Here is a 25,648-nt window from a genome sequence, read left to right on the forward strand (position 1 = left end):
AGGGTCCCGGGTGCAGCAAGGTGTGCGGCCCGCAGGCCGCGGCGGTCAGGTCAGGCGTGGGGAAGGGTGCCTGCGTCGTGGGTAATGCGGCCGTTCATCAGCGTCAGCGCCACCTCGGTCTTGCCGATCTGGTAGCGGTCCAGCTCGAACAAGTCCTGCTCGAGGATGATGATGTCCGCCCGCTTGCCCTCGGTGATCGAGCCGATCTCCTTTTCCAGGCCCAGTTGATAGGCACCGTTGAGGGTATAGGCGGCAATCAGCTGCGGAATGCTCAGGCGTTCGTCGGCATCGGGCATCACCGGCGCACCGGGCTCGCCGCTGAGCTGGCGGGTGTGGCCCGACTCGATATGCTCCACGGGTTTGTGCTGGCAGCGGCACTGGCACACCAGCCCGTCCATGCCGATGGACACGGTCACGCCCTGGTCGATGAAACTGCGGAACTTGTACATCGAGGCCCAGCGCTTGAAACCGTACGATTGCTGAATGGCCTCGGCATAGGCATCGACCACGCCCCATTGCAGCTGGGTGTTGGCCATGACACCGATGCGGCGAAAGCGCGGGATGTCGTCGGGGTGAGTGAGGAAGGCGTGAGTGATGACGTGGCGGCGGTCGCGCGGCGGGTTGCAGGCAAAGGTGCGCTCGAACACGTCCAGGGCCATGCGCACGGCGGCATCACCCACCGCGTGCACCATCACGTCGATGCCGTTGGCGTCGGCGTTGCGCACATGGTTTTCGAACACGGCTTGCGGCATGGTCGTCGAGCCGCAGCTGTGCGGTTTGTCGCAATAGGGTTCCAGCAGGTAGGCGGTGTGGTTCAGTTCGGTGCCATCGAGCATCAGCTTGAGGGTCTGTGCCTTGACCAGCGGCGAGGCATAGCGGGCGCGCAGGTCCTGCAGGCAGGCAACCGGGTCATCCTCGGTGCCCGTGTTGATGTAGCTGCCCACCACACGCAGTTTCAGGCGCTGCTCGCGCTCCAGTTGCTGCAGGGTTTCGTAGAGCAGGGCTTGGTCGCCGGCGGGGTCGAGAAAGCCTGCATCGAACACGGTGGTGATGCCAGCCGCCACCAGCTTTTCTTGCCAGAACGGGATGGAGCGCAGGTACAGGTCGATGCCTGTGGGCAGGTAACCGGCTTCGCTCAGGCGCTGCATCAGCAACGAATAGGCAGCGCAATCGATGATGATGCCGGTGGGCTCGCCCGTCACCTGGTCTTTCTCGAACCAGCTGGCGCCTTCTTCAACTGGCGGGGTGTCGCGGTCGATGCCGGCGGCTTTCAGGGCGAAGGTGTTGACCCACATGGTGTGGTAATCGGTGGACAACAGGCACACCGGCTTGTCCGGGCAGATTTCGTCCAGCACTTCGCGGCGCAGCCATTCGGCGGGCATCAGCGGCTGGATCCAGCCCATGCCGGTGATGGCCTTCTCGGTCGGGTTGGCCTCGACATAACGCTTGAGCAGGGCCAGCACTTCGCGCGGGTCTTCATGGTTGACCAGCGCCTGGAAAGCGAAGGCGGTGCTCGAGAAGTGCCAGTGCGACTCGACGAAGCCCGGCAGCACCAGCTTGCCGTCGGCATCTACCAGCCGTGTGGCGGGGCCGGCGTGGGCCATGACACTGGCGTGGTCGCCCACGCAGACGATGCGTTCACCGTGCACCGCCACGGCGTTGGCCCAGGGCCGGTGCGGGTCGACGGTATAGATGCGGGCGTTATGGATGATGAGGTCTGCAGCGGTGCGCATGGCGGCTCCCTGGGTCAAAATGCCGCGCTAGTTTTGCGTCGATAAAAAGTTTTAGTCAATAAAATATTTTTACGAATATGGCGATGTTGTATGCTGGCCATCCCGACCGGTTCGGTTCGACAAAGGTAGTGACGTGAGCGGATTACGCGAACAGCAAAAGGCCCAGCGCCGGGAAACCATCAGCCGTACTGCGCTTGGCCTGTTCGAGGCGCAGGGCTACCAGACCACCACCATGGAACAGATCGCCCGCCTGGCCGCGGTGTCGGTGCCCACGGTGTTTGCCTACTTCGGCAGCAAGCAGGAGATCCTCCTGGAAAAGCTGCGCGAAGCCGACCACCGCGCCGTCACCCAGGCCCGCCGCCGCTTGCCCGAGTTCGAGGATGCGCTGGATGCCTTGTGCTGTTACGAGGAGCACCTCACCGACTATGCGTTCGCGGTGCTACCTGCACCGCTGTGGCGCGAGATGCTGCCGCCCTTGTTGCCGCTGCTGGGCGGTGAGCAGCGCGATCTGCCTGCAGCGTACAAGCGGGTCAACGACGCGCTGGTCGATGAGCTTAAGCATTTGCTGCAAGACTTGTGCGACAGCGGCAAGCTGCGGGCGGACCTGGATGTGGGCTATGCGGCGTTCCTGATCAACGACTACGGGCATCTGCAGCTGCTGCGCCTGTGCAACTGCCAGACGCTGGACATGCCCTCGCACCGCGCGCAGGTGCGCAGGTTCATGGCCATGCTGCTGGCCGGCATGCGTGGTTGAGAGCACCTTCATGGCACTGACCCTACGGCCTGAAGCCACTCCGGAGCAGGTGTAGACTTGTCGCCCTCCCTTCGTCGATAAGGACATCGTCATGCAGCCCGACAAGGCCTGTGCAGTGGTTCTTTCAAGCACTACACCCCCCAGAATCCTTCTGTTTCGCCATCCCCAGGCGGGGGTGCAACTGGTCAAAGGCAGCCTGCAACCGGGCGAAGCACCGAGTGCGGCCGCGCTGCGGGAGCTGCGCGAGGAGTCAGGCATCAGCACCGCTGTGATCAAGCGGGATCTGGGTAACTGGGAGGCGGGTTATCAAGGGCAGGTGTGGTCGTTGCAATTGTGTGAAACCGACGAGGCTTTACCTGAGCAGTGGTCGCATCAGACGCTCGATGATCATGGCCATGTGTTCTCGTTTTTCTGGGCGTTTTTCGATGAGTTGCCTTATGCAGATTGCCACCCGGTGTATCAGCGCGCATTGGCCCATTTGGACCGGATCCTGCCCATGTACGGCTACACGTTGTTGATGCCGCAGCCGGCCGATGTCGACGCGCTGCTGGATTTCCTGCCTCTTCTGTACCCAGGCGAAATACCTATCAAGACCTACACCGTAGAGGGCAGCAACACTTGGCCGACCTATGCGGCTGTGGTTGACGACTTTTATCGCGAAGCGGGCAAGGCATGCTGGACCCAATCCGATTATCGGCGCGGTGGCACTGAAGGCCTGCTGAGCAACCCCTCTGCCATCGAGCAGGCCAGCCTGGCCGAGATCCAGCGCATGCTGACCTACTGCGTGAGGGGCGAGCGCTTTTGCGATGGGCACTGGGGGGCAATGATCGAGCAGGGCCACGTGTTGCACATACTGAATCGACTGAAGCGCCTGAGCGAACGTCCCTAAATCCGCGTCTCGGCGGCGGCCAGTGCCCGACGGTATCCAGGCACAAACCTCTTGGATTTGAGTGCCTGCGTAAAATAGAATCACTAGCATTTACGCCATTGCAGGGTATTCCCATGAGCGACGCCGCGACGCCCCCGGAGCACAGCCTGCCCGCCCTGTACCGTGATCACCGTGGCTGGCTGGAAGCCTGGCTGCGCCGGCGCATGGGCAATGCCTGGGATGCGGCCGACCTGAGCCAGGACACCTTCCTCAAAGTGCTGGCCAGCGCCCAGCCGCTGGCAGAAATCCGCGAACCGCGCGCCTACTTGCTGACGGTAGGCAAGCGCCTGCTGAGCAACTTCCACAAGCGTCGGAGCCTGGAGCAGGCCTACCTGGACGCCTTGGCGCAACTCCCCGAACACAGCCTGCCGTCGCCGGAGCAGCGCTGGATACTGCTGGAAACCCTGCAAGCACTCGACGAATTGCTCGATGGCCTCCAGGCCCCGGTACGCAAGGCGTTCCTCTGGAGCCAGCTGGAAGGCCTGACCTACCGCGAAATTGCCGAGCGCCTAGACATTTGCGAACGCACCGTAAAACGCTACATGGCGCAGGCCTACGAGCACTGCCTGCTGGCGCAGCTGTAATGGCTGCACCTTGCGTAGAGGCCCGCGAAGTGGTGCGTGCCGCAGCGCGCTGGCTGGCGCTGCTGGAGTCGGGCGATGCCACTGAGGGCGACCTCCAGCGCCTGGCGCAATGGCGCGCCAGCAGCAGCCTTAACGAAAGCGCCTGGCAAAAGGCCCAGTTGCTGCGCCAGCGCTTCGCTCAGCTGCCGGGCGAACTGGCAATGGCGACGCTGGACCGCCCGGATGCCGGGCGCCGTGCCCTGCTCAAGCAGGCGCTTGGGGTGGCCGCAGTGGTCCCGGCCGCCTGGTTGCTTGGCCGGCAGGTGCCGTTGGAGGCGTGGGCTGCCGACGTGCACACTGCTGTGGGTGAGCGCAGGCGATTGCTGTTGAACGATGGCACCGCCTTGCAGTTGAACACCGACAGTGCAGTCAACATCGATCTGGCTGCACGAAGGCTGACGCTGGTACGCGGCGAGGTTGCTATCACGGTTCCCACCGGCGTCAGCATGATGGTGCAGGTGCCCTTTGGCCGCGTTGCCGTCAGCGCTGGCGAGGCCTGTATTCGCCTGTTCGATCAGGCCTGCCAGGTTGCGGTGATCCACGGCACGGCCAGCTTGCAACCGCTGCGCGGGGTAGCCTTGGCGTTGCAGGCAGGGCAGCAGGCCAGCCTGCAAGCCACAGGCGTTGGCACTGTAACGGTGCTGGATGATCTGCTGCTGGGCTGGCGTGACGGTGTGCTAAGGCTGGACGACCGGCCATTGGGCGACCTGCTGCGCGAATTGCGCAGGTACCGCGCCGGTGTGCTGCGTTGGCAGCCGGCGCTGGAAACCCTGCGCGTTACCGGCACCTTCCGCCTCGACGACACCGACCGCGTGCTGGCATTGCTGGCTGCCAGCCTGCCACTGGAGGTGCATGCACGTACCCGTTACTGGGTTACGCTAGCGGCGCGAGAAAATCGCGCGTGAGGCTGTCCCCTTTTTCCTACTCGCCGGTCATCAGCAGTAGGAAACAATAACGGGAGCCTCGTTCGATGCCTGCAGTACTGCCTTGCCGCCCACGCCCATGGATGCACCTCGGGTTCACCCTGAGCCTGCTGTTGAGCTCACCCGCCTGGGCCGATGACCTTGCCCGGCGCGCCTACCAAGTGCCCGCGGGCAGCCTGGGCGCCGCGTTAACCCGCTTTGCCGACCAGGCAGGTGTTAGCCTCTCGCTGGACCCGGCGTTGCTCAACGGCCGGCAGAGTCAGGGGCTGTCTGGCAGCTACAGCGTGGCCGAAGGCTTCCTGCAGTTATTGCAGGGCAGTGGCCTGCAACTGCAGCAGGTAGGCGAGGGCGCTTACACCCTGGTACCTGCACCGCAGGGCGGCGATGCGCTGGAACTCGCGCCCACCAGCATCGTGGGGGGAGCTGTGGCTGGCGGCGACGCTCAGCCCTATGCCGGCGGCCAGGTGGCACGCCGAGGCGCGCAAGGCCTGCTCGGTTCGCGCGACTTCATGGACACGCCGTTCAGCATCACCACCTACACCAGCGAACTGGTGAAGAACCAGCAGGCGCGCACCCTGGGCGACCTGATTGCCAGCGACCCGTCGGTGCGCGCCACCAACCCGGCAGGTGGGCGTTTCGAGCAGTTCACCATTCGCGGCTTCAGCCTGTTCAACAGCGATGTGGCCTACAACGGCCTGTACGGCATCCTGCCGACGTATTCCATCGACATGGAAATGGCCGACCGGGTCGACATCATCAAAGGCCCGAGCCAGCTGATCAATGGCATCTCGCCCCGTGGCAGCGTGGGCGGCGGCATCAACGTGGTGCCCAAGCGCGCGGGCGAGATGGCCATCACCGAGTTCACCGGCAGCTATGCCTCGAACAGCCAGGCGGGCGGCGCGGTGGATATTGGCCGGCGCTTTGGCGAAGGCGACCGGTTCGGCGTGCGCTTCAACGGGGTGAAGCAGGCGGGCGATACCGAGTGGGACCACCAGCGCGTCGAGCGCGAAATGGCCGTGCTAGGCCTGGACTTTCGCGGTGAGCGCCTGCGCCTTTCGGCCGACCTTGGCCACACCGAACGCGACACCGATGCGCCGCAGGAACGGGTGCTGGTCAGCGCCAATGCCAAGGTCCCGACCGCCGACGACGTGCGTCACAACTACGCCCAGGCCTGGAGCCAGTCGCGCACCAACGACACCTTCGGTGCGCTGAATGCCGAGTACGACATCAGCGATTCATTGCTGGCGTATGGTGCGGTCGGTGCGCGAAAGAGCAACCATGATTTCCTGCGGCATAACGTATCGATCATCAACGATGCCGGCGACTTCACCGTGCAGCCGCGTGACTTCACCCGCGATGAATCGGTGCGCACCGCCATGGCCGGGCTGCGCAACTGGTTCCGCACCGGCCCGGTCAGCCATGAGCTGAACCTGTCGGCCAGCTACTTCTACATGGACTTCGAAAACGGCGGCGCGCGCTATGCCTCCGCGCCCAGCAACCTCTACGACCCGGTCGCGACACCCACGCCAGGCACGCCCACGCGCATCGACCCCAAGGTGTATACGGAAAACCGCTTCAGCGGGCTGGCGCTGGCCGACACCCTTGGGTTTTTCGACGACCGCCTATTGCTGACACTCGGAGCCCGCTGGCAGCGGGTGCAGGTAGATGACTGGAGCGACGGCGTCAAAGGTGACACCGCTTATGACGAGGAGAAGGTTTCGCCTTCGGGCGGTGCGCTGCTCAAGGTGACCGACCAGCTGTCGCTGTACGCCAACTACATGGAGGGCCTGAGCCAGGGCAAGATCGCCCCGTCGACCTCGGTCAACGAAGACCAGATCTTCCCGCCGTTCACCAGCCGCCAGGTCGAGGTCGGGGCCAAGTACGACCTGGGCCGGGTCGCCTTCACCGCCAGCGCCTTTCGCATTCGCCAGCCCGCCTACGAGACCAACGCCCAATCACGGGTGTTCGGCCCCAACGGCAAGCGCGACAACCGCGGCATCGAGCTCAGCGTATTCGGCGAACCCCTCAAAGGCGTTCGCCTGCTGGGTGGGCTGATGTATATCGACAGCGAGCTGACCAACACCGTGGGCGGCACCTTTGACGGCAACCGTGCACCGGCGACGCCTGAGTACAACGTCAACCTTGGCGCCGAATGGGATGTACCCGGGCTGGCCGGGCTGACCTTGACCGCGCGCGGCATTCACTCCAGCTCGCAGTACCTTGACCAGGGCAACAGCAAGCAGATTGACGGCTGGGAGCGCTTCGACCTCGGCGCGCGGTATGCCTTCAAGGTCGATGCCACCCAGGTCACCCTGCGTGCCAGTGTCGAGAACGTGCTGGATGAGCGCTACTGGGCATCAGCCGGAGCCTCGGATGACAGCGAGCCGGGGCTGACGCTGTCCACGCCCCGGACCTGGCTGCTGTCGGCGACCCTGGGCTTTTGACCTGAAAGCGGTCGCAATCACCCGCGCCTTGTCTGGCACTGCGCAGATACCGGTTTTACGACTGCTGCGCAGCCGATCGCAGGCAAGCCAGCTCCTACAGGGCAAAGCGTACGGCGTACCATCGCGTCCGTGCAGCACAACCCCCCGACCTGGCTGCTGTCGGCGACCCTGGGCTTTTGACCAAAGTCTGAAAGTGATCGCAATCCCTGTAGGAGCTGGCTTGCCTGCGATCGGCTGCGAAGCAGTCGTAAATGCTGCATCCGCGCCTTGTCTGGCACAGCGCGGATACCGGCTTTACGACTGCTACGCAGCCGATCGCAGGCAAGCCAGCTCCTACAGACAAACCCTAAGGTGTACCATTGCGTCCGTGCAGCACAAACCCTGGCCGGTCCGTCAGGCGCTTGAAATATTCACTGACCGCCGGCAACGGCGGGTGCTCGAAGGGCGTTTCGAACCAGCGGTTGACCGACAGCCCGATGGGGATGTCCGCCAGGGTGAAGCGGTCCCCGGCGACGTAGGCGCCGGTTGCGGCCAACTGCTGGTCGAGGATGCCCATGTACCGCGACCAGTCGGCGCACCCTGCGGCGAGCGCCTGGGCGTCCTGATGCGCAGGCGAATGCCGTACCAGCGACATGAACGCGTAGCTCCATGACCGGTTCAGGTCCGAGGCCTGCCAGTCGATCCACTGATCCACGCGAGCCCTGGCTTTCGCCTCGGTCGGGTACACCGCCGCATCGCTGTAACGCGTGGCCAGGTAGCGGATGATGGTGTTGGATTCCCACAGCGTGAAGTCGCCGTCCTGAATCACCGGGACCATGGCGTTGGGGTTCAACGCCAGGAACTGCGGGGCGTCGGTCGCCTGAAAGCCCGTGCCCCAGTCTTCGCGTTCAAAAGGGATATCGAATTCGCTGCAGGCCCACAGGACCTTGCGCACGTTGATGGAAGACGCCCTGCCCAATATCCGTAACATGCTGTCAGTCCTTTACCGGGAAGCGCCGATCGTCAACCACGGCCCTTCCTCGGTCAAGCGCAAAAACAGCGGTCAGTAACGCACCTCCACCCCCACGTACGCCCCGACCCCGTCGCCCGGCCAGAAGGCCGCCGTGTCCTGCCCGCCTGCGTTGTACACCGGCGTGATGGCCGTCACATAGGCCTTGTTGGCGAGGTTCTTCAGGTCCAGCGAGACCTTCCAGTTACCCTTGGGCGCTTCATAGCCCAGGTTCGCCCCCCAGATGGTGTAGGACGGGGCGTACAGGCTGTTGGCGTAGTCCGCTGCGGTGCGCGACGCCGACTGCACATTCACCCCGGTGTACCAGCCACTATGGTCCTGGTATTGCAGCTCGCCCTGGTAGATATGCTTGGGCACGCCCGGTAGCTGGTTGTCGCCGAAGGTCTCGTCGTGGCGGTAGTAGAAATCGTTGTAGGTGTACACCTGACGCCAGCGCACCAGGTCGCCCTGGCCGTTTTCCCACAAGCGCGTATTAAGGCCGGCCTCGACGCCCTGGTGGATGGTCGGCGAGGCGTTGAACGCGCCAGTGACTGCGGCGGCGGTGGAGGTGGCGGGGATGATCTGCACGTTCAGCAGCTCGTCGTGGATCCACGAGCGGTACAGCGCCAGGCTACCGTCGAAGATGCCATGCGAGCCCTTGATGCCCACCTCGAAGGTGTTGGCCTTCTGTTCGACCAGCGGGCGGATGTACGGCAGGGCAGGGCCGGAGCCGGAGTATTCCCACGAGGCAGGTGGGTCGATGCTGCGGCTGAAGTTGGTGAACAGCTGCAGGTTGGGGCTGAACTCGTAGCGCAGGCCGATACGTGGGGCCACGCTCCAGTTGTCGTAGTCCACGTGCTGCGGGAAGGCCGTGGTGTTGGGGTTGACCGCGTGGTCGATGTCGACCTTGCGCCGCACGTTGACGAACGACACGCCGCTGGTAAGCCACAGGTTGTCGACCAGGTTGAGGTCGTTGCCCAGCGCGATCACCCGGTCGAACGAGTCCTTGTAGTCGACTTTCTTCAGCGACACTTTGTCGTCGTTGGCCGAGTTCACCCCGCCACGCAGGTGCTGGGTGGAGGTGAAGGCGATGTTGCTGCGGCTTTCATGGCCGAACAGGGTATCGACGCGGTCGTAGCCCAGCAGCAGGCCGAGGTCGTGCCAGTCCCAGTAGCTGGGGTTGCTCGGGCTGCGCGGGCTGTTGGTGTGGCGGTAGTCGTGGTACGACAGGCCGACGGTCAGGCGGGCGTCATCGTCGAAGGTGTAGGTGGTCTTGCTGCCCAGCCAGATACTGCCCGGGCGGCGCGCACCGGCACCGCTGCTTTCGGCGGTGGCGCTGGCACGGCGGCTGTGGTGCAGGGCGCCATCGAGCGTGGTGGCGCTGGGGTCGTTGTGGCTTTCGTCGCGGTAGCGCAGCAGCAGGCGGGTTTCCAGTTTCGGGCTGAAGCGGTAACCGGCGTTGGCAACGATGCCCGAGCTCTTCGACAAGCTGTAGTCGCGGTAGCCTTCGTTGCGGTAATTGTCGGCTTGCAGGTAGTAGTCCAGGTCGCCTTCGACACCGCCGTAGCTGATGCTTTGCTTCTGGTAGTGGTAGCTGCCGGCCTCGGCGCGCACGCGCAGGCCGGGGGCGCTGTAGCCGCTGTGGTTGACGAAGTTCACCGCGCCGCCCAGGGTCAGCGCGCCGTACTGGAAGGCGTTGGCGCCACGCAGTATCTCGGTGTAGTTGACACCGCTGGTGTTGAGGAACTCGTAGGGCGTACCGCCCGGGCCGGTCAGCGGCAGGCCGTCGAAGAGGAACTTGATGCCCTCGCGAAAGTAACCCGGCGAGGTGTTGGCACCCGAGCCGCGGATCGAGATTTTCGCCGCATCGTTGCCGCCGGTGGACTGTACGAACACACCGGGCTGGTAGGCAAGGGTGTCCTGCAGGGTGGCGGTGCGGCCCTTGGCGACTTCTTCGCTGTCGACCACGCTGGTGCCGCCGGGCACTTCGGCCAGTGCGCTGGCGGCCTGTTGCACTTCGGTCTGCTTGTTGCCCTGCACGGTCACCGTGCCCAGGGCCTGGTCAGCCGCCAGTACCGTGACCGGGGCCAGCAGGGCCGTGGCCACGGTGGCCAGGGCGGCCTGGCGGATGGCCAGGCGCAGTGGATGGGGTTGAATCGCACGCATCGTCGTATTCCTTGAAAGTCATCGTAGGTCCTCGGCGTTCTATGGGAATAGTCAGGCCTGTCACCAAGTGCAGGAGCAGTTTTTGTGCCAGATGGCAAAGTGCCGGAAGTTGTGGGGTTGGTCGGTTGTTACAAATAACCCAGTGAACAAAACAACAAGTTTTTGTTGCGCGGATGTTGGCGGCTGAACAGTTGTTGTTATATGCAAATTACCAAATCAAAGCCTTGCCCCAGAGGGCCTGCGTCACGGCTGATGTTCGCTCTGCAACAGGCAATGAACAGTTTGTGTGGCATCACAACTTGCCACCCTGGAAAAGCCCAGCAAATAGGCGGCAAAAGGCTGGCACGACTACTGCAATACCCTTTGCAAAGCAGTTTGGCGATCTTCGCAACCGTCGCGAATATCAGCCTTATATATAAAGGGAGTATGTGCAGTGCGTGCGAAAGTTCGACCCTACAGTCACTCGCTGGCCACGGCCGCCAGCCTGCCGGTGTTGCTGACGCTGCTCTGCCCAGCCGTGGTAGCCGAGGCGGCGGAGTCTACCCTGCAAACCGTGACGGTCACCGGCGCAGCGGCCACCGGCGCGCAGCAGGACCAGAAGCGCCTGCAGAAGGTTGCCGGCAACACGGCGGTGGTCGACAACCGCCAGGTCGAACAAGGCCGTGCGGCCAACGCCGAGGACGTACTGGCGATGCAACCGGGCGTGTTCGCCCAAGGCACCAGCGGTACTGCAGCGAACAAGATCTCCATCCGCGGCTCGGGCCTGAACACCTTCTACCAAGGCTATGTGCTGGGCACCAAGTTCCTCTTCGACGGCCTGCCGATCACCGGCCCCGGCGGTACCCAGGAAGACTTCCTCGACATGCAGGCGGTGGACCACACCGAAGTGCTCTACGGCGCCAACGCCTACGAATACGCCGCGTTGTCGCTGGGCGGGGCGATCAACATGGTCAGCAAGACCGGGCGCACCGACCCGGGCAACTACGCCCGCTTCGAGGTGGGCAGCTACGGCTACCGCAAGCAGCAGTTGAGCACCGGGGGCGTGGTCGGCGACAGCGACTACTACATCAACGTGCTGCACAACGAACGCGACGGCTACCAGGACCATGCCAGCAACGAGGGCCGTGGCCTCGCCGCCAACTTCGGCCACGTGTTCAGCCCCAAGCTTCAGACGCGGTTGTTCGTCAAATACCGTGAAGAGCAGTTGATCAATGGCAACACCCTGACCCGCCAGCAGCTCAAGCACGACCCGCGCAGCAACGTCGCTCCCACCGGCCGGCGCAAGGACGGCACCACCTTCGTCGGCAACAAGACCACCTACACCTTCGATGACGGCAACCAGCTCGAAGTGGGCGCTTCGTACAACAACTACCCGCTGCTCAACGGCTGGCGCTACGCCGTGGCGCCGCAAGACTGGCGGTCCAAGGACATCAGCCTGAGCCTGCGCTACCTGCGCACCGGTGACCGCTTTCTCGGCCTGCCCAGCAACAGCAGCATCATCTTCAGCAACACCCGCGCATACCTCGCCGACGTAAAGGCCCATAGCCGCGCCACGGGCGCGAAAATTCAGGAAACCAACTACACCGGGTCGCGCGACACCGTGCTGACCTTTGCCAACGAGCTGCAACTGGCGGACGACCTGTGGCTGTCGTCCGGGTTGTCGTTCATCAATATCCGCCGCAAGGCCGAGATCGAAGGCACCACCCTCACAACGGCCAACCCCAGCAACCTCCCCACCGGTATCGAGTACGTAGAGAACGACCTGGCCCCGCGCCTGGGCCTGCGCTACCAGATCAACCCCGACTTCACCGTGTTCAGCAACGTCAGCCGCAGCATCGACCCGCCGGTAACCTGGCAGCTGGGCTCCACCAGCAACCCGTTCCTGTACGACGTGCGGCCGCAGAAGGCGACCACGTTCGAGGTGGGTGTGCGTGGCAGCCACGGTATCTTCGACGGCAGCCTGACGCTGTACCGCTCGTGGGTGCAAAAGGAGCTGCTCACCGTGGTGGTGCGCCAGGCCTCCGCCACCCAGGACCAGCTCACCGCCACCTCCAACGCCAGCCCGACCATTCACCAAGGCATCGAAGCCGGGCTCAGCGCCTTGCTCTGGGCTGGCGCCAACGGCGATACCCTGGACCTGCGCCAGGCCTACACGCTCAACGACTTCCACTACCGCCACGACGACACCTTCGGCGGCAACGAACTGCCCAGTCTGCCGCGCCAGGTGTACCAAGCCGAGCTGGCCTACCGCCAGGCCAGCGGCTTCTACGCCTCGCTCAACCTGCGCACCGCCAGCAGCTACTACATCGACTACGCCAACACCTGGCAGGCACCGTCATACGTGTTGTGGGGCGCCAAGGTCGGTTACCAGGCGCCGAGCAAGCGGTGGGAGGTGTTCGCCGACCTGCGCAACCTCACCGACGAGCGCTACGCCAGCGCGGCCAACACCGCCTACAACGCCAATGGCGGTGACTCGGCCAACTTCTACCCGGGGGACGCCTTTTCGGTGACCACCGGCGTGGCGTTCCGATTCTGATGCGCGCGCCGCTGCAGCACCTCATCCCATTGGCCGGCGCGCTGTTGCTGGCCGCCTGCTCGCCGCCGACGCCAGCGGACACCGCCAGCACCCTCAAGGGTGAAACGGTGCGCGACGTGGGCGGGGTACTGCGCTACGCGCCGGGTGATTTTGTCGAACAGCAGCCGGGCCGGCGCGGCGGCACCTTGCGCGTGTCTGCCGCAGGCGACGCTGGCAGCTTCGACATACATGCGCTGTCGCACGGCAACATTGCCTGGATGGGCCGGGTATTGTTCGACTGCCTGGTCTACCAGACCGAAGACGGCACCCTGACGCCGTGGCTGGCAAAAAGCTGGGACATCAGCGCCGATGGCCTGACCTACACCTTTCACCTGCGCGACGACGTCACCTTCAGCGACGGCGAGCGCTTCAATGCCGAAGCGGTACGGGTCAACCTGGAACACATGCGCGACCCGAAGACCAAGTCGCCGCTGGCCGCCGCCTATATCGCGCCGTACCTGAAGGGCCGCGTGGTCGATGAGTTCACCTTCGAGGCCACTTTGCGCGAGCCTTATGCGCCGTTCCTCGATGTGCTGTCGCAAGGCTGGCTGGGGATGATTTCGCCGCGGCAAATCCTCGAGGCGCCCGCGACCATCGCCAGCAAACCCATCGGCAGCGGCCCGTTCGTGCTCACCCGTTGGGTGCGTGTGCAGGGCGCCACCTTCGAGCGCCGCCGTGGCTACAACTGGGCGCCGCCCGCCACGCACCACCAGGGCGAGGCCTACCTTGACCGCATAGAGCTGAGCTACGTGCCCGAAGCCATGATCCGCTACACCTCGCTGGAGGCCGGCGACAGCGACATGGCCCTGGATGCACCGGCGCAAAATGCCGAGGCAATCCGCGCCAACCCCGACCTGGTGTTGCGCAGCCGCATCCGCAAGGGCATCCCGTTTCGCAGCATCACCTTCAATGTCGAGCGCGCGCCGTTCGATGACGTGCGCGTGCGTCAGGCCGTGGCCAAGGCCATCGACCGCCAGGGCCTGGCGTGGATTTCCGGTTTTGGCGAATACCTGGCCAACGACGGCTTCCTGGCCGTCAACACACCCGGCTACGACCCGACGGCCCAGGCGGCACTGGCGTTCGACCCGGCAGCGGCCAACCGCCTGCTCGATGCTGCCGGCTGGACCGGCCGAGATGACCAAGGCTTTCGTAGCCGCAACGGCCAGCGCCTGGCCGCGACCCTGCTGACCTACGACAACCCGGCATTCCCCGCCAACGTCGCCGTCGCCACCCAGGCCGACCTGCGCAAGGTCGGTTTCGACCTGGATATCCAGTTGCTGCCCATCACCCGGGTTTCCGAGCTGCGCTATGCCGGCGACTTCGATGCGCTCGGCGGTGGCTACTGGCACACCAACACCGCCGATGGGCTGTACATCCTCTACCACAGCCAGTCGATCCCGAGCGCCCGCATGCTTGGGCAGAACGTTGGCCATTTCCGCGATGCGCAGGTTGACCAGCTGCTGGGCGAGGCCCGCGGCAGTACCGACCCGGCGCGCCGCCAGCAGCTGTACCGCGAGGCCCAGCAACGCCTTGCCCAGACCATGCCGTCGGTGCCCTCGGTGGAGGCGCAGATGCTGCTGGCCTACCGCAAGGCCGTCGGCGGTGTGCTGTTCGACGGTTCGCACAACGTTCCCCTGTTCACCGGCGTGTGGCTGGCCAAGGAGCAACCATGAAACTGCTGCCAACCTTGCTGCGCCGCCTGCGTGACGGCGTGATCGTGCTGTGGGCTGCCGCCACTCTGACCTTCATCGCCGTGCAGCAGAGTGCCGGCGATACCGCGCTGGCCATCCTCGGCGGGCCGGACGCCATGCCCACACCAGCGATGCTCGCCCAGGTGCGTGCCGATTACGGCCTCGATGAACCGCTGTGGGTGCAATACGGCCACTACCTGGCGCGGCTGGCGCAGGGCGACCTGGGCGAGTCGTACCGCTTGCGCATCCCGGTCAGCCAGGCCATCGGCGAGCAGGTGGGTGCCACCTTGGCCCTGGCCAGCACCGCGGCGCTGCTGGCGGTGCTGTTGGCGCTGGTGTCGGCGCTGCTCACCGCCAACCGCGGCCGGCGCCTGCGCGCGTTGGTGTCGGGTGTGGAACTGGTGCTGTCGTCGACCCCTAACTTCGTCATCGGCACCTTGCTGCTGCTGGCCTTCGCCTTCTACTTCCATGTGCTGCCGCCCTCAGGTTCCAGCGGTTGGCGCTCGCTGGTGCTGCCGACCCTGGCCCTGGCGTTGCCGATTGCCGCAGTGCTGGCCCAGGTGCTGCGCCAGTCGCTGGAGCAGGTGCTGGAGCAACCCTTCATCACCCAGGCCCGGGCGCGCGGCATGTCCGACACCGCCGTACGCCTGCGCCATGCCCTGCGCCACGCACTGGTACCGCTGGTAACCCTGGCCGGCTACGTGTTCGCCAGCCTGCTGGGCGGCGCGGTGGTGCTCGAACTGCTGTTCGGCCGCCAGGGCATCGGCCGGCTGATGCTCGAAGCCACCGGCAACAAGGACGTGCCCCTGGTACTGGGCGTGACCCTGCTGGCGGCGGCCATCTACGTGCTGGTGAACCTGCTGGTGGACCTGCTGACCCAGGCCATCGACCCGCGCACTGCGCGCCGCTGAATTCAACAGAAAGGAACCTTCATGAGTCAAACACCCCTTACCGACGCCGAACTGGATGCACGCTTCGCGCCTGTGTATGCCCGCATCGCCGGGGGCGCTGTGGAACGTGAACAGCAGCGCACCCTGGCCTTCGAGCCCGTCGCCTGGTTACGCGAGGCGGGCCTGGGGGCCTTGCGTGTGCCGCGCAGCCACGGTGGCCTCGGTGTTAGCCTGGCGCAGTTGCTGCGCCAGCTGGTGCGCCTGGGCCAGGCCGATTCCAACCTGCCGCAGATCTTCCGTGCCCACTTCGGCTTCGTCGAAGGGCGCCTGGCGTCCAACGATGCCGCCTCGCAGGACTACTGGTTTGCCCGCGTGGCAGCCGGTGAGCTGTGGGGCGCGGCCATGGCCGAACGCACCGACAGCACCGGCAACACCGTGCAGCTCAGCGACGCTGACGACGGCTATCGCCTGGACGGCGAGAAGTACTACTGCACCGGCACCCTGTACGCCGACTGGGTGGCAGCGGTGGCCAACCATGGCGATGATTTCGTCAGCCTGGCGGTGCCCACCCGTGCTGCGGGGGTGGAGCGGGCCGATGACTGGGACGGTTTCGGCCAGCGCCTGACCGGCAGCGGCACCACGCGCTTTACCCAGGTGGCGGTGCAACCGCAGCACCTGCTGCGGCGCTTCGCCAAGGGCGAACTGCGCGCCGAATCCTACCTCACGGCGTTCTACCAGGCTGTGCACCTGGCCACCCTGGCCGGCATCGGCCGCGCCGTGTTGGCCGATGCCGTGGCCTTCGTTCAGGGCCGCACCCGTGCCTTCGGCGTGCCGGGCCAGTCGCAGCCGGCCGAAGACCCACTGGTGCAAGCGGTGATCGGGCGCCTGGCAAGCCTGGCCTTCGCCGCCGAAGCGCAGGTAACGGCGGTGGGCCAGAGCCTGCAGGCCGTGTTCGAAGCCGGGCAGGCGGGCGAGGTGCCGGAGCAGCTGTACACCGATGCCGAGATCCACACCTTCCAGGCCCAGCAAATCGTGCTGCCGCAGGTGCTGCAGGCCAGCACCTTGCTGTTTGAAGTCGGCGGCGCTTCGGCCACCAGCAATGCCCGGCGCCTCGACCGCCACTGGCGCAACGCCCGCACCCTGGCCTCGCACAACCCGGCCATCTACCGCGAGCAGGCCTTGGGCAACTACTACCTCAACGGCATCAGCCCGGCCCAGGCCTGGCGTGCCCGCCAGGCCGCCGCCAGCGAAGGGCAGGGCAGCGGCGACGAAGCCAGCGCGGTCTGAACAGGAGAACCACCATGAGCAACAAACCCGCACAGATGAGCCTGGGCATGAACATCCTCGGCTTCGGCTCGCACGCCGGCGCCTGGCGCCAGGGCGAGGCGGCGATCGACGCCTACATCGACGTCAACTACTACCGCGACATTGCCCGTTTGTCCGAGCGTGGCTGCCTGGATGCGATCTTCCTCGCCGATGGCCCGGCACTGCCGCCGGATGTTTCCAGCCAGCCCGGCGGGCGCCTGGAACCGACCGTGCTGCTGACCGCAGTGGCCGCCGCCACCGATCGCATCGGTGTAATCGCCACCTGTTCAAGCACCTACAACGAGCCGTTCAACCTGGCCCGGCGCATCGCCTCGCTGGACCACATCAGCGGTGGCCGCGCGGCCTGGAACGTGGTCACCAATGCCGGTGACGCGGCGGCGCAGAACTTCGGCCTGGCGGGTGCGCCGTTGCATGTGGACCGCTATGGCCGTGCCGAAGAGTTTGTCGATGTGACGCTGAAGCTGTGGGACAGCTGGGAGGATGACGCGGTGATTGGTGACCGCGCCGGCGGGCGCTTTGCCGACCCGCGCAAGGTCCACACCCTGGACTTTCAGGGCAAGCACTTTCAGGTCAAGGGCCCGCTGAACCTGCCGCGCTCGCCGCAAGGCCGGCCAGTGGTGGTGCAGGCAGGCTCGTCCGAAGGCGGCAAGGCGCTGGGTTCGCGCTACGCCGATGCGATCTTCACCACCCAGACCACCCTGGCCGACGGGCTGGCCTTTTATCAGGAAATGAAAGCCCGGGCCAAGGCCTGGGGGCGTAACCCGCAGCACCTGAAGATCATGCCAGGGCTGTCGACGGTGATCGGCAGTACCGAAGCCGAAGCGCATGCGCGGTTCGACGAGCTCAACGCCTGGCATGGCGAGCATGGCCTGCTGCAGCAAGTGGCCGGGCGCATCGGCATCGATGCCAGCCAGCTGGACCCGGACGCGCCGCTGCCCTGGGCGAAGATTGGCGCGGTGGCGGATTTCGAGCGCGGTTCGCACGGGTTCCTGGAGGCCCAACTGAACCTCGCGCGCAGCGAGAACCTGACCATTCGCCAGCTGTCGCGGCGGATTCTGGTTGGCCACCGGTTGGCGGTGGGCACCCCGGAGCAGGTCGCCGACACCCTTGCCGAGTGGTTCCTGGCGGGCGCGGGCGATGGCTTCAACATCATGCCCGACATGTTCCCCTCGGGCGCCCGGGTGTTTGTCGAGGAGGTGGTGCCGTTGCTGCAAAAACGCGGGCTGTTCCGCACCGAGTACAGCGGCACGACGTTGCGCGAGCACCTGGGGTTGCCCAAGGCGGTGAACCAGTTTGCCGAGGCCAGGCGCGAGACAGCGCCGGCTGTTTAAGGGGGGCGCTGCGCACCCCATTCGCGGGGCAAGCCCGCTCCCACAGAGATCACCACCGGCCCACCCTTCACCCCATCACCCAAGGATTCACACCATGCTCTATCGCCCACTAGGCCACACCGACCTGCAAGTCAGCCTGCTCAGCCTCGGCACCATGACCTGGGGCCACCAGAACACTGAACAGGACGCCCACCAGCAACTGGACGCCGCCATCGCTGCCGGTATCAATTTCATCGACACTGCCGAGATGTACCCCACCCCCACCCGCGCTGAAACCTGGACCACCACCGAGCGTTACATCGGCACCTGGCTGGCCGCCCGGGGCCAGCGCGACCAGGTGCTGCTGGCCAGCAAGATCGCCGGCCCCGCCCGCGACCCAGGGGCCCAGGCGCACATCCGCGATGGCCTGTCGCACCACGACCGCAAGAACATCGTCGCCGCGCTGGAGGGCAGCCTGCGCCGCTTGCAGACCGATTACCTGGACCTCTACCAACTGCATTGGCCCGACCGCAGCAGCAACTTCTTCGGCATCCGCGAATACCCCTATGCCGATGACCACCCGCAAACCGCTGCCATCGAAGAAACCCTCGCCGTGCTCGACGAGCAGGTCAAAGCCGGCAAGGTGCGCCACATTGGCGTGTCCAACGAAACGCCATGGGGCGTGGCGCGTTTCCTGCGCCACAGCGAGGACCAGCACCTTGCGCGCATTGCCAGCATCCAGAACCCCTACAGCCTGCTCAACCGCCAGTACGAGAACGGCCTGTCGGAGTTCAGCCACCGCGAGGGCATCAGCCTGCTGGCCTACTCGCCGCTGGCCTTCGGCGCGCTCACCGGCAAATACCTGAACGGCGCACGGCCAGAAGGCTCACGGCTGTCGTCGGTGTACCGCACCTTCAACCGCTACGGCAGCGAGGAGGCCAACAGCGCCATCGCCAGCTATGTGCAGATAGCCCGCGCGCACGGCCTGACGCCGGCGCAGCTGGCCCTGGCCTTCGTCATCTGCCAGCCGTTCGTGGCCAGCGCTATAACCGGGCAAACCACCTTGGCGCAGTTGCAGGAAAACCTCAGTGCGCTGGACGTGCAGCTCAGTGACGACGTGCTGGCCGAGATCCAGGCCGTGCACCGGCGCATCCCCAACCCTTCGCCGTGAGGTGAATGGCAAGGGCTTCGCCCTTGTTCGCGGGCTTGCCCCGCGAAGCGGCCGGCCCAGGCACCACAAAAAAGGACTGACATGACCGCAATTGCACTCACCCCTCCAGCCTCGATCAGCCGCTCCATCTGGCCATCCCGCCCCGGCCTGTGGCTGGCCTGGGCCATGCTCGGCCTGTTGCTGCTGGCTGTGGCGCTGCCCAGCTGGCTCTCCCCAGCCGACCCGCTGGCCGCCGACGCGCGGCTGGCGTATCAACCGCCCAGCAGCACCTTCTGGCTAGGCACCGACGAAAACGGCCGGGACCTGCTCAGCCGCCTTGTCCACGGCGCCCGGCCATCACTGTTCATCGGCCTGGCCGCCACCCTGGTCGGCCTGGGCCTGGGCACATTGCTCGGCCTGCTGGCGGGGCTTAGCCCGCACTGGCTGGACAACCTGCTGATGCGCGCCGTGGACGTGCTGCTGGCGTTCCCCGACCTGCTACTGGCGCTGGTGATCATCACCCTGTTCGGCCAGGGCACCACCAACCTGATCCTCGCCGTGGGGGTCGCTTCGGTGCCGCGCTATGCCCGGCTGGTGCGTGCGCAAACCCTGACCATCCGCCATGCCGGTTTCGTCGAGGCGGCAGTGGCCCTGGGCCGCAGGCCTGTGGCGGTGGTACTGACCCACGTGCTGCCCAACGCCGTGCAGCCCGTGCTGATCCTCGCCTGTATCGGCCTTGGTGGCGCGATCACCGCCGCCGCCGCCCTGAGCTTTCTCGGTTTTGGCGCACCACCACCGGCAGCCGAGTGGGGCGCGATGATGGCCGTGGCCCGCAACTTCATGGCCAACGCGCCCTGGCTGATGGCCTGGCCGGCGCTGGCGATCACCTTGACTGTCATTTCCATCAGCGTCATCGGCCGTGACTGGCTGCGGCGCAGTGAGGGTAGAAGCGTATGAACAACGTCGACACACAGCCACCGCTGGTGGATATTCGCGACCTACGGGTGGGCTTCAAGGGCGTACCGGTGGTGCGCGGCGTCAACCTGCAGCTGCACGCCGGGCAGTGCCTGGCGCTGGTGGGCGAATCCGGCTCGGGCAAGAGCGTGACCGCGCGCACCTTGGTTGGCCTGACCGGCCCGGGGGCTGACGTGCAGGCGCAACGGTTGGCCTTTGCCGGGCAAGACCTGCGCGGGCTTGACGAGGCCGCGTGGCAGCGCCTGCGTGGCGGGCGCATCGGTTTTGTCATGCAGGACGCGCTGGGCTCGCTCGACCCCCTATGCCGCGTGGGCGCCGAGATCGAGGAGCCGCTGTACCTGCACACCCGGCTAGGCGCCGAGCAGCGCCGCCTGCACGTGCTGGAGCTGTTGCGGCAAGTGGGTGTGCCAGAGCCGCAGGTGCGGGCACGGCAGTACCCGTGGCAACTGTCGGGCGGCTTGCGCCAGCGTGCGCTGATTGCCTCGGCCATCGCCTGCCAGCCACGGCTGCTGATTGCCGACGAGCCGACCACCGCGCTCGACGCCACGGTGCAGGCGCAGATCCTCGACCTGCTGGAGCAGCTGCGTGCCCGTGACAACAGCTTGCTGATGGTCAGCCATGACCTGGCGGTGGTTGCACGCCTGGCCGACTGGGTCGCGGTGATGCGCCATGGCGAAGTGGTCGAGCAGGGCAGCGTCGAACAGATTCTGCAGGACCCCCAGGACCCTTATACCCAGCGCCTGCTGAGCGCGGCGCGGGCGGTGCATTTCCAGCGCCCTGCGACGGCTGCACTGGCGCTGGTGGAGGAAGACGTGAATCCGCAACCAGCGCTGCTGCAAGCCCGTGGCTTGAGCAAAGCCTTCGTTGGCCCGGATGGCCGGCCCCGCCAGGTGCTGGACGACGTGTCACTGCAATTGCGTGCCGGGCAGACCTTGGGTGTGGTGGGTGAATCCGGCTCCGGCAAGAGCACCCTGGGCCGCATCCTGCTCGGCCTGGAGCGCCCGGAGCAGGGCAGTGTGCAGTTTGCCGGGCAGGACTGGCTGGCGCTTTCTGCCGAGCAACAGCGCCAGGCCCGCCAAGGCATCCAGGTGGTGTTCCAGGACCCACTGGCCTCGTTCGACCCGCGTTACACCGTGCTGCGGGTGTTGTCCGAGGCGCTGGCCCAGGCCGGTGTGCCGCGTGGGCTGCGGCGTACCGAGGCGGCGGCGCTGCTGGAGCGGGTGCAACTGCCGGCGAGTGTGCTTGACCGCCGCCCGCTGGAGCTGTCTGGCGGGCAACGCCAGCGCATCGCCATCGCTCGGGCACTGGCGATGAAACCGAGGGTGCTGGTGCTGGATGAGCCGGTGTCGGCGCTGGATGTGTCGGTGCAGGCGCGGATCCTGGCGTTGCTGGCCGAGCTCAAGGCCGAGCTGAATCTGGCGTGCGTGTTCATCTCGCATGATTTGGGTGTGGTCGAGCAGGTCAGCGATCAGGTGTTGGTGATGCAGGGCGGCAAGGTGGTGGAGCAGGGCGCTGCGGCGCAGGTGCTGGGGCAGCCGCGTCATGCCTACACTCGCGCCCTGCTCGATGCCGTGCCCGGCCTGCCGGCCGCGCGGCCCAGCTGGGTCAGCCGGATTGCAGTGTGATCTGCCTGGCCGCCGTTGTTTTCAAGTACAGCGGCGAGCCAGTAATCCTGACCCTTCGACCAACAGCGCGCTTCCCCCCAACCCCCCACTCACGGATAATCCCACCCAAATCCAATAAATACCCCGTGAGCACTCATGAGCCACCCCGTAGCCCCCCTCGACCAGCCCGAGACCGAAGGGACACGCAAATCGCGCAAGAACAACCCCGAGAAAACCCGCGAGGACATCCTCCAGGTGGCCATCAACGAGTTCGTCCAGCAAGGCCTGGCCGGCGCGCGGGTGGACGCCATTGCCGAGCGCACGGCCACCTCCAAGCGCATGATCTACTACTACTTCGGCAGCAAGGAGCAGCTGTACGTCGAGTGCCTGGTCAAGCTGTACGGTGACATCCGCAAGACCGAGCACCGCCTGGACCTTGAGTCGCTGCCGGCCGTGCAGGCGATCCAGCGCCTGACCGAGTTCACCTTCGACCACCACGACCGCAATGTCGACTTCGTGCGCATGGTCTGCACCGAGAACATCCACTACGGCGAGTACGTCAAGAAAACCCCGGCCATCCGCGAGATGAGCAGCCTGGTGCTGCAAGCCTTGGGCCGCACGCTGGAGCGCGGTGTGGCGGAGGGCGTGTTCCGCCCTGGCATCGAGGTCATCGACTTGCACATGCTGATGAGCGCGTTCTGCTTCTATCGGGTATCGAACCGCCACACCTTTGGCGATATCTTCCAGATCGATCTGCTCGACGAGCAGGTCAAGCTGCGCCACAAGGCGATGATTTGCGAAGCGGTGCTACGCTACATCCAGGCCTGACCGCCGTTCACTCGCCCAGCCGTTGCTCGCGCGACGGCGGGTAGCCGAAGTAGGCCGCGTAGCACTTGCTGAAGTGCGACACCGACACGAAGCCGCAGGCCACCGCCACTTCCATCACCGACAGGTCGGAGTATTGCAGCAGGCGGCGGCTCTTGGTGATGCGCAGCTCCATGTAGTAGCGCCGCGGCGAGGTGCCCAACTGAGCCTGGAACAGGCGGTCGATCTGCCGGCGTGAACGGCCGCTGTAGGCGGCCAGCTGGTCGAGGCTGAGGGTTTCTTCGAGGTTGTTTTCCATCAGCTCGACGATGGTGCGCAGGTGCAGGCTCATCGACTTCTTCGCCCCGGGCCCGACCTGGCGGTAACGTGCGCCGGAGAACGACAGGATTTCTTCGACACCTTCGGCCAGGCCGTCACCGTACAGGCGGCGGACCAGGCCTAGCATCAGCTCCATGGCGCCGTTGGGGCTGGCGGCACTGAGGCGGTCGCGGTCGAGGGTGAAGCTGGCCGGGGTGATGCGGGTTTGCGGGCTGCGCTCGGACAGGCTGGCGCGCTGCTCGGGGTGGATGCTGCAGCCGTAGTCATCCAGTGCCCCCGCGCGGCCGAGGAACCACGCGCCATTCCATAGCCCACCCAGGGCCATGCCGTGGGCGGCGCAGTCACCCAGCATGCGGTCGAGTTCCGGGTACTTGAGCGGTGTGCGCAGGCCGCCGCAGACGATCAACAGGTCAAGGCCCTTGAGGTCGCCAGCAGTAAGCTCGGTGGCCACCAGCTCCAGGCCCAGGTCGCTCAGCACCCGGTCGCCGTCCAGCGACAACGGGGTGAACTGGAAACTGTCGGCGCGCAGCAGGTTGGCGGTGACCAGCACGTCCAGGGCCACGGTGAAGCTGGCCATCGAGAAGTGCTCGAGCAGCACGAAGTCGACCCGGTAGGGCGCCTGCGGGCTGCCGGCGGCGCTCTTGAGGCGCAGCATGTTGCTGGTGCTGGTCTTCTTGCTGAACTGACGTGGGCTGGGCACTCTGGACTCCGCTTCCTGGCTGGCCGGGAGAGTGTGGCGGGTGGCCGGTGGAAAGACAATCGCCAGGGGGGCGCGTGTCGTAGTGAAGGTCGTATCGAGGCAAGTGGGCGGTGCAGTGGCGGATACGCAGGCGCAGTGCTTCAATCCGAATTGAACCCTTACCGCTGCGAGCTACCCAACCCAGTACATGCCAACGGGAGAGTGCTTATGGAAATCGGAACGATGTGGATCATTGTCGCGGCCTTGGTCATCCTGCTGGAGATTTTCGCCATCTGGCACATCATCGGCAGCGAGCGACGCGCCGAGCGCAAGATGCTGTGGATCGTCTTCGTCGTCTATGCACCAATCCCTGGCTTGCTGTTCTGGATGTGGCGCGGGCCGCGCGCGGTGAAGGGCAGGTCGGTATTGCAAGAGAAATGACAGGGGGGCATCAGGGGCGAGGCGCCTGATGCCGTCGAAAGTGGTAATGCGCAAGGGGCAAACAAACGCGGTGTTGATGCGCAGCCGCGTATGCCGGGAAAAAGCCTACGACTGCCCTTGACCTCGACTTGACTCGAGGTTGCAGACTCGGGCGCTCAATCACACGATGGAGCGCCCAATGCCCCCTGCCTTCAAGCTGTTCAACCCGCAAGGTCTTTACGACCCCAGTGCCAATGCCTATTCCCATGTTGCCGAGGTGCGCGCCGGTAGCCGGCTGCTGTTCGTTGCCGGGCAAGGGGGTGAAGATGCCGCGGGCCGATTGTCGCCGCGCTTCGCCGAGCAGGCGCGTCAGGCGTTGGCCAACGTCCAGGCTGCCCTTGCCGCCAGTGGGGCCAGGCTTGACCAGGTGTGCAAGCTGACGTTGTTGATCGTCGACCACAGCGAGGAACGCCTGCGCGAGTGGGTGGCCGAGGCTGATCGTGCCTGGGGGGAGCATATGAAGCCCACCTGTACGCTGATCCCGGTGCCGCGCTTGGCACTGGAGGGCATGTTGGTCGAGATTGAGGCGGTTGCAGCGGTGGTGTGAGCCATAATTGTGGGTGGCAGTACCGGCCTCTCGCGGGCTTGCCTGCGAAGAGCCCGGTACCTTCAATACAGAACCCTTAGAATGACCCCTTTGCCCGAGCCCAACCATGCTGCCCATCGAACTGCTCCCGACCACCGCCGACCAGGCCGAACTGATCCGCAACCTGTATCAGTTCTATGCCTACGAGTCTTCCGACTGGGAACAGGAAGACGTCGAGGTGGACGGGCGCTTCTATGTCCATGAAGAGCACCTGCAGCGTTACTGGGCGTGCGAAGGCTGGAGCGCCAACCTGGTGCTGGTGGACGGTTTCATCGCAGGCTTCGTGCTGGTCGAGCGCAGCGAGCTGCCAGGCATCGACGCCAGTGAACTGGCCGACCTGTTCATCCTCAAGCGTTACCGTCGCCAGGGTATCGGCCGGGCCGTGGCGCAGCAGATGCTCACGGGCCCGGGCGACTGGCTGTTGCGTTGCTATGCGCTGGACCCGGTAGCCGTGGCCTTCTGCAAGGCCGTCGTGGCCAACCTGCCGCGGCGGGTGCAGCAGCTGGTGCTGGACGATGACCCGGACCTGCTCAACTACAAGGTCACTTCCTCACTGCATTGAGTGGCCCCTTGAAGCAAAATTTTGTGAGCCACTTCACAAAATTCACTCGCACGGCATAATGCCAGCACGTCAAATCAAGACCCAGCCGCTCTGGCCTGGGGTTCCTTTTCGTGCGCGT

General features: G+C 65.4%; 20 protein-coding genes and 2 pseudogenes. 18 read left to right on the top strand and 4 right to left on the bottom strand.

Annotated features, from left to right (window positions below; translation table 11 throughout):
- Positions 1 to 50: 50 nt before the first annotated feature.
- A complete protein-coding gene (locus ABEH27_RS03575) occupies positions 51 to 1,733 on the bottom strand; it encodes an amidohydrolase (protein WP_346612236.1) in 1,683 nt (560 codons plus the stop codon).
- A 133-nt stretch (positions 1,734 to 1,866) separates the two neighbouring features.
- Here ABEH27_RS03575 and ABEH27_RS03580 point away from each other — a divergent pair, with 133 nt between their 5' ends.
- The 6 genes and pseudogenes from ABEH27_RS03580 (at position 1,867) to ABEH27_RS03605 (ending at position 7,405) form a co-directional block, all read left to right on the top strand.
- A complete protein-coding gene (locus tag ABEH27_RS03580; protein ID WP_346612237.1) occupies positions 1,867 to 2,487 on the top strand; it encodes a helix-turn-helix domain-containing protein in 621 nt (206 codons plus the stop codon).
- A 91-nt stretch (positions 2,488 to 2,578) separates the two neighbouring features.
- Positions 2,579 to 2,959, top strand: a pseudogene (locus tag ABEH27_RS03585) (NUDIX domain-containing protein); the annotation flags it as partial.
- Positions 2,960 to 3,025: 66 nt separating this feature from the next.
- A pseudogene (locus ABEH27_RS03590) lies at positions 3,026 to 3,376 on the top strand (DUF6508 domain-containing protein); the annotation flags it as partial.
- A gap of 113 nt (positions 3,377 to 3,489) precedes the next feature.
- Positions 3,490 to 3,999, top strand: coding sequence for a sigma-70 family RNA polymerase sigma factor (locus ABEH27_RS03595; RefSeq protein WP_346612238.1), 510 nt, complete (start codon positions 3,490 to 3,492; stop codon positions 3,997 to 3,999).
- Positions 3,999 to 4,943 carry a FecR domain-containing protein gene (locus tag ABEH27_RS03600; protein WP_346612239.1) on the top strand — a complete coding sequence of 315 codons (945 nt, stop codon included), beginning with the start codon at positions 3,999 to 4,001 and terminating at the stop codon, positions 4,941 to 4,943. Before ABEH27_RS03595 ends, ABEH27_RS03600 begins: the two co-directional genes overlap by 1 nt.
- A gap of 65 nt (positions 4,944 to 5,008) precedes the next feature.
- Entirely contained in the window at positions 5,009 to 7,405 is a 2,397-nt protein-coding gene (locus ABEH27_RS03605) for a TonB-dependent receptor (RefSeq protein WP_346612240.1), read from the top strand.
- Positions 7,406 to 7,751: 346 nt separating this feature from the next.
- On the opposite strand, the gene ABEH27_RS03610 is transcribed toward ABEH27_RS03605, so the two are convergent.
- Both ABEH27_RS03610 and ABEH27_RS03615 read right to left on the bottom strand, forming a co-directional pair.
- Positions 7,752 to 8,375, bottom strand: a complete 624-nt coding sequence (locus tag ABEH27_RS03610; protein ID WP_346612241.1) for a glutathione S-transferase — start codon at positions 8,373 to 8,375, stop codon at positions 7,752 to 7,754.
- Positions 8,376 to 8,447: 72 nt separating this feature from the next.
- Positions 8,448 to 10,559 (bottom strand): TonB-dependent receptor, encoded by a 2,112-nt coding sequence (locus ABEH27_RS03615; protein WP_346612242.1) that lies wholly within the window; start codon positions 10,557 to 10,559, stop codon positions 8,448 to 8,450.
- Between the two features lie 433 nt (positions 10,560 to 10,992).
- On the opposite strand from ABEH27_RS03615, the gene ABEH27_RS03620 reads away from it, so the two are divergent.
- The 9 genes from ABEH27_RS03620 to ABEH27_RS03660 all read left to right on the top strand — a co-directional run bounded on the left by ABEH27_RS03620 (position 10,993) and on the right by ABEH27_RS03660 (position 22,908).
- A complete protein-coding gene (locus tag ABEH27_RS03620) occupies positions 10,993 to 13,095 on the top strand; it encodes a TonB-dependent receptor (protein ID WP_346612243.1) in 2,103 nt (700 codons plus the stop codon).
- Positions 13,095 to 14,807 (top strand): ABC transporter substrate-binding protein, encoded by a 1,713-nt coding sequence (locus ABEH27_RS03625; RefSeq protein WP_346612244.1) that lies wholly within the window; start codon positions 13,095 to 13,097, stop codon positions 14,805 to 14,807. Before ABEH27_RS03620 ends, ABEH27_RS03625 begins: the two co-directional genes overlap by 1 nt.
- A complete protein-coding gene (locus tag ABEH27_RS03630; protein ID WP_346612245.1) occupies positions 14,804 to 15,736 on the top strand; it encodes an ABC transporter permease in 933 nt (310 codons plus the stop codon). Before ABEH27_RS03625 ends, ABEH27_RS03630 begins: the two co-directional genes overlap by 4 nt.
- 21 nt (positions 15,737 to 15,757) lie before the next feature.
- On the top strand, positions 15,758 to 17,002 hold the full coding sequence (locus ABEH27_RS03635; protein WP_346612246.1) for an acyl-CoA dehydrogenase family protein: 1,245 nt from the start codon (positions 15,758 to 15,760) through the stop codon (positions 17,000 to 17,002).
- Positions 17,003 to 17,016: 14 nt separating this feature from the next.
- A complete protein-coding gene (locus ABEH27_RS03640) occupies positions 17,017 to 18,372 on the top strand; it encodes an LLM class flavin-dependent oxidoreductase (protein WP_346612247.1) in 1,356 nt (451 codons plus the stop codon).
- Positions 18,373 to 18,466: 94 nt separating this feature from the next.
- Positions 18,467 to 19,522, top strand: a complete 1,056-nt coding sequence (locus ABEH27_RS03645) for an NADP(H)-dependent aldo-keto reductase (RefSeq protein ID WP_346612248.1) — start codon at positions 18,467 to 18,469, stop codon at positions 19,520 to 19,522.
- An 81-nt stretch (positions 19,523 to 19,603) separates the two neighbouring features.
- Positions 19,604 to 20,458, top strand: coding sequence for an ABC transporter permease (locus ABEH27_RS03650; RefSeq protein WP_346612249.1), 855 nt, complete (start codon positions 19,604 to 19,606; stop codon positions 20,456 to 20,458).
- Entirely contained in the window at positions 20,455 to 22,101 is a 1,647-nt protein-coding gene (locus ABEH27_RS03655) for an ABC transporter ATP-binding protein (RefSeq protein ID WP_346612250.1), read from the top strand. The genes ABEH27_RS03650 and ABEH27_RS03655 overlap by 4 nt, the downstream gene beginning before the upstream one ends.
- A 135-nt stretch (positions 22,102 to 22,236) precedes the next feature.
- Positions 22,237 to 22,908, top strand: coding sequence for a TetR/AcrR family transcriptional regulator (locus ABEH27_RS03660; protein WP_346612251.1), 672 nt, complete (start codon positions 22,237 to 22,239; stop codon positions 22,906 to 22,908).
- Positions 22,909 to 22,915: 7 nt separating this feature from the next.
- Here the strand turns inward: ABEH27_RS03660 and ABEH27_RS03665 are convergent, their stop codons facing one another.
- Positions 22,916 to 23,923, bottom strand: a complete 1,008-nt coding sequence (locus ABEH27_RS03665; protein WP_346612252.1) for a GlxA family transcriptional regulator — start codon at positions 23,921 to 23,923, stop codon at positions 22,916 to 22,918.
- 207 nt (positions 23,924 to 24,130) lie between these two features.
- Here ABEH27_RS03665 and ABEH27_RS03670 point away from each other — a divergent pair, with 207 nt between their 5' ends.
- From ABEH27_RS03670 to ABEH27_RS03680, 3 genes are all read left to right on the top strand, one after another.
- On the top strand, positions 24,131 to 24,343 hold the full coding sequence (locus tag ABEH27_RS03670) for a PLDc N-terminal domain-containing protein (protein ID WP_346612253.1): 213 nt from the start codon (positions 24,131 to 24,133) through the stop codon (positions 24,341 to 24,343).
- Positions 24,344 to 24,521: 178 nt separating this feature from the next.
- Entirely contained in the window at positions 24,522 to 24,929 is a 408-nt protein-coding gene (locus ABEH27_RS03675) for a RidA family protein (RefSeq protein WP_346612254.1), read from the top strand.
- Positions 24,930 to 25,035: 106 nt separating this feature from the next.
- Positions 25,036 to 25,530, top strand: a complete 495-nt coding sequence (locus ABEH27_RS03680) for a GNAT family N-acetyltransferase (protein WP_346612255.1) — start codon at positions 25,036 to 25,038, stop codon at positions 25,528 to 25,530.
- Positions 25,531 to 25,648: the final 118 nt, after the last annotated feature.

This window comes from Pseudomonas sp. P39-UII1 (assembly GCF_039672635.1).
In the GTDB taxonomy this organism is placed as follows: domain Bacteria; phylum Pseudomonadota; class Gammaproteobacteria; order Pseudomonadales; family Pseudomonadaceae; genus Aquipseudomonas.

What these genes read in the sequence shown, in the direction of transcription:
- ABEH27_RS03605 (WP_346612240.1), top strand. Translation starts at nt 5,009, where the DNA reads ATGCCTGCAGTACTGCCTTGCCGCCCACGCCCATGGATGCACCTCGGG.
- ABEH27_RS03615 (WP_346612242.1), bottom strand. Translation starts at nt 10,559, where the DNA reads ATGCGTGCGATTCAACCCCATCCACTGCGCCTGGCCATCCGCCAGGCC.
- ABEH27_RS03635 (WP_346612246.1), top strand. Translation starts at nt 15,758, where the DNA reads ATGAGTCAAACACCCCTTACCGACGCCGAACTGGATGCACGCTTCGCG.
- ABEH27_RS03610 (WP_346612241.1), bottom strand. Translation starts at nt 8,375, where the DNA reads ATGTTACGGATATTGGGCAGGGCGTCTTCCATCAACGTGCGCAAGGTC.
- ABEH27_RS03575 (WP_346612236.1), bottom strand. Translation starts at nt 1,733, where the DNA reads ATGCGCACCGCTGCAGACCTCATCATCCATAACGCCCGCATCTATACC.
- ABEH27_RS03625 (WP_346612244.1), top strand. Translation starts at nt 13,095, where the DNA reads ATGCGCGCGCCGCTGCAGCACCTCATCCCATTGGCCGGCGCGCTGTTG.
- ABEH27_RS03655 (WP_346612250.1), top strand. Translation starts at nt 20,455, where the DNA reads ATGAACAACGTCGACACACAGCCACCGCTGGTGGATATTCGCGACCTA.
- ABEH27_RS03640 (WP_346612247.1), top strand. Translation starts at nt 17,017, where the DNA reads ATGAGCAACAAACCCGCACAGATGAGCCTGGGCATGAACATCCTCGGC.
- ABEH27_RS03680 (WP_346612255.1), top strand. Translation starts at nt 25,036, where the DNA reads ATGCTGCCCATCGAACTGCTCCCGACCACCGCCGACCAGGCCGAACTG.
- ABEH27_RS03645 (WP_346612248.1), top strand. Translation starts at nt 18,467, where the DNA reads ATGCTCTATCGCCCACTAGGCCACACCGACCTGCAAGTCAGCCTGCTC.
- ABEH27_RS03600 (WP_346612239.1), top strand. Translation starts at nt 3,999, where the DNA reads ATGGCTGCACCTTGCGTAGAGGCCCGCGAAGTGGTGCGTGCCGCAGCG.
- ABEH27_RS03650 (WP_346612249.1), top strand. Translation starts at nt 19,604, where the DNA reads ATGACCGCAATTGCACTCACCCCTCCAGCCTCGATCAGCCGCTCCATC.
- ABEH27_RS03660 (WP_346612251.1), top strand. Translation starts at nt 22,237, where the DNA reads ATGAGCCACCCCGTAGCCCCCCTCGACCAGCCCGAGACCGAAGGGACA.
- ABEH27_RS03630 (WP_346612245.1), top strand. Translation starts at nt 14,804, where the DNA reads ATGAAACTGCTGCCAACCTTGCTGCGCCGCCTGCGTGACGGCGTGATC.
- ABEH27_RS03675 (WP_346612254.1), top strand. Translation starts at nt 24,522, where the DNA reads ATGCCCCCTGCCTTCAAGCTGTTCAACCCGCAAGGTCTTTACGACCCC.
- ABEH27_RS03595 (WP_346612238.1), top strand. Translation starts at nt 3,490, where the DNA reads ATGAGCGACGCCGCGACGCCCCCGGAGCACAGCCTGCCCGCCCTGTAC.
- ABEH27_RS03670 (WP_346612253.1), top strand. Translation starts at nt 24,131, where the DNA reads ATGGAAATCGGAACGATGTGGATCATTGTCGCGGCCTTGGTCATCCTG.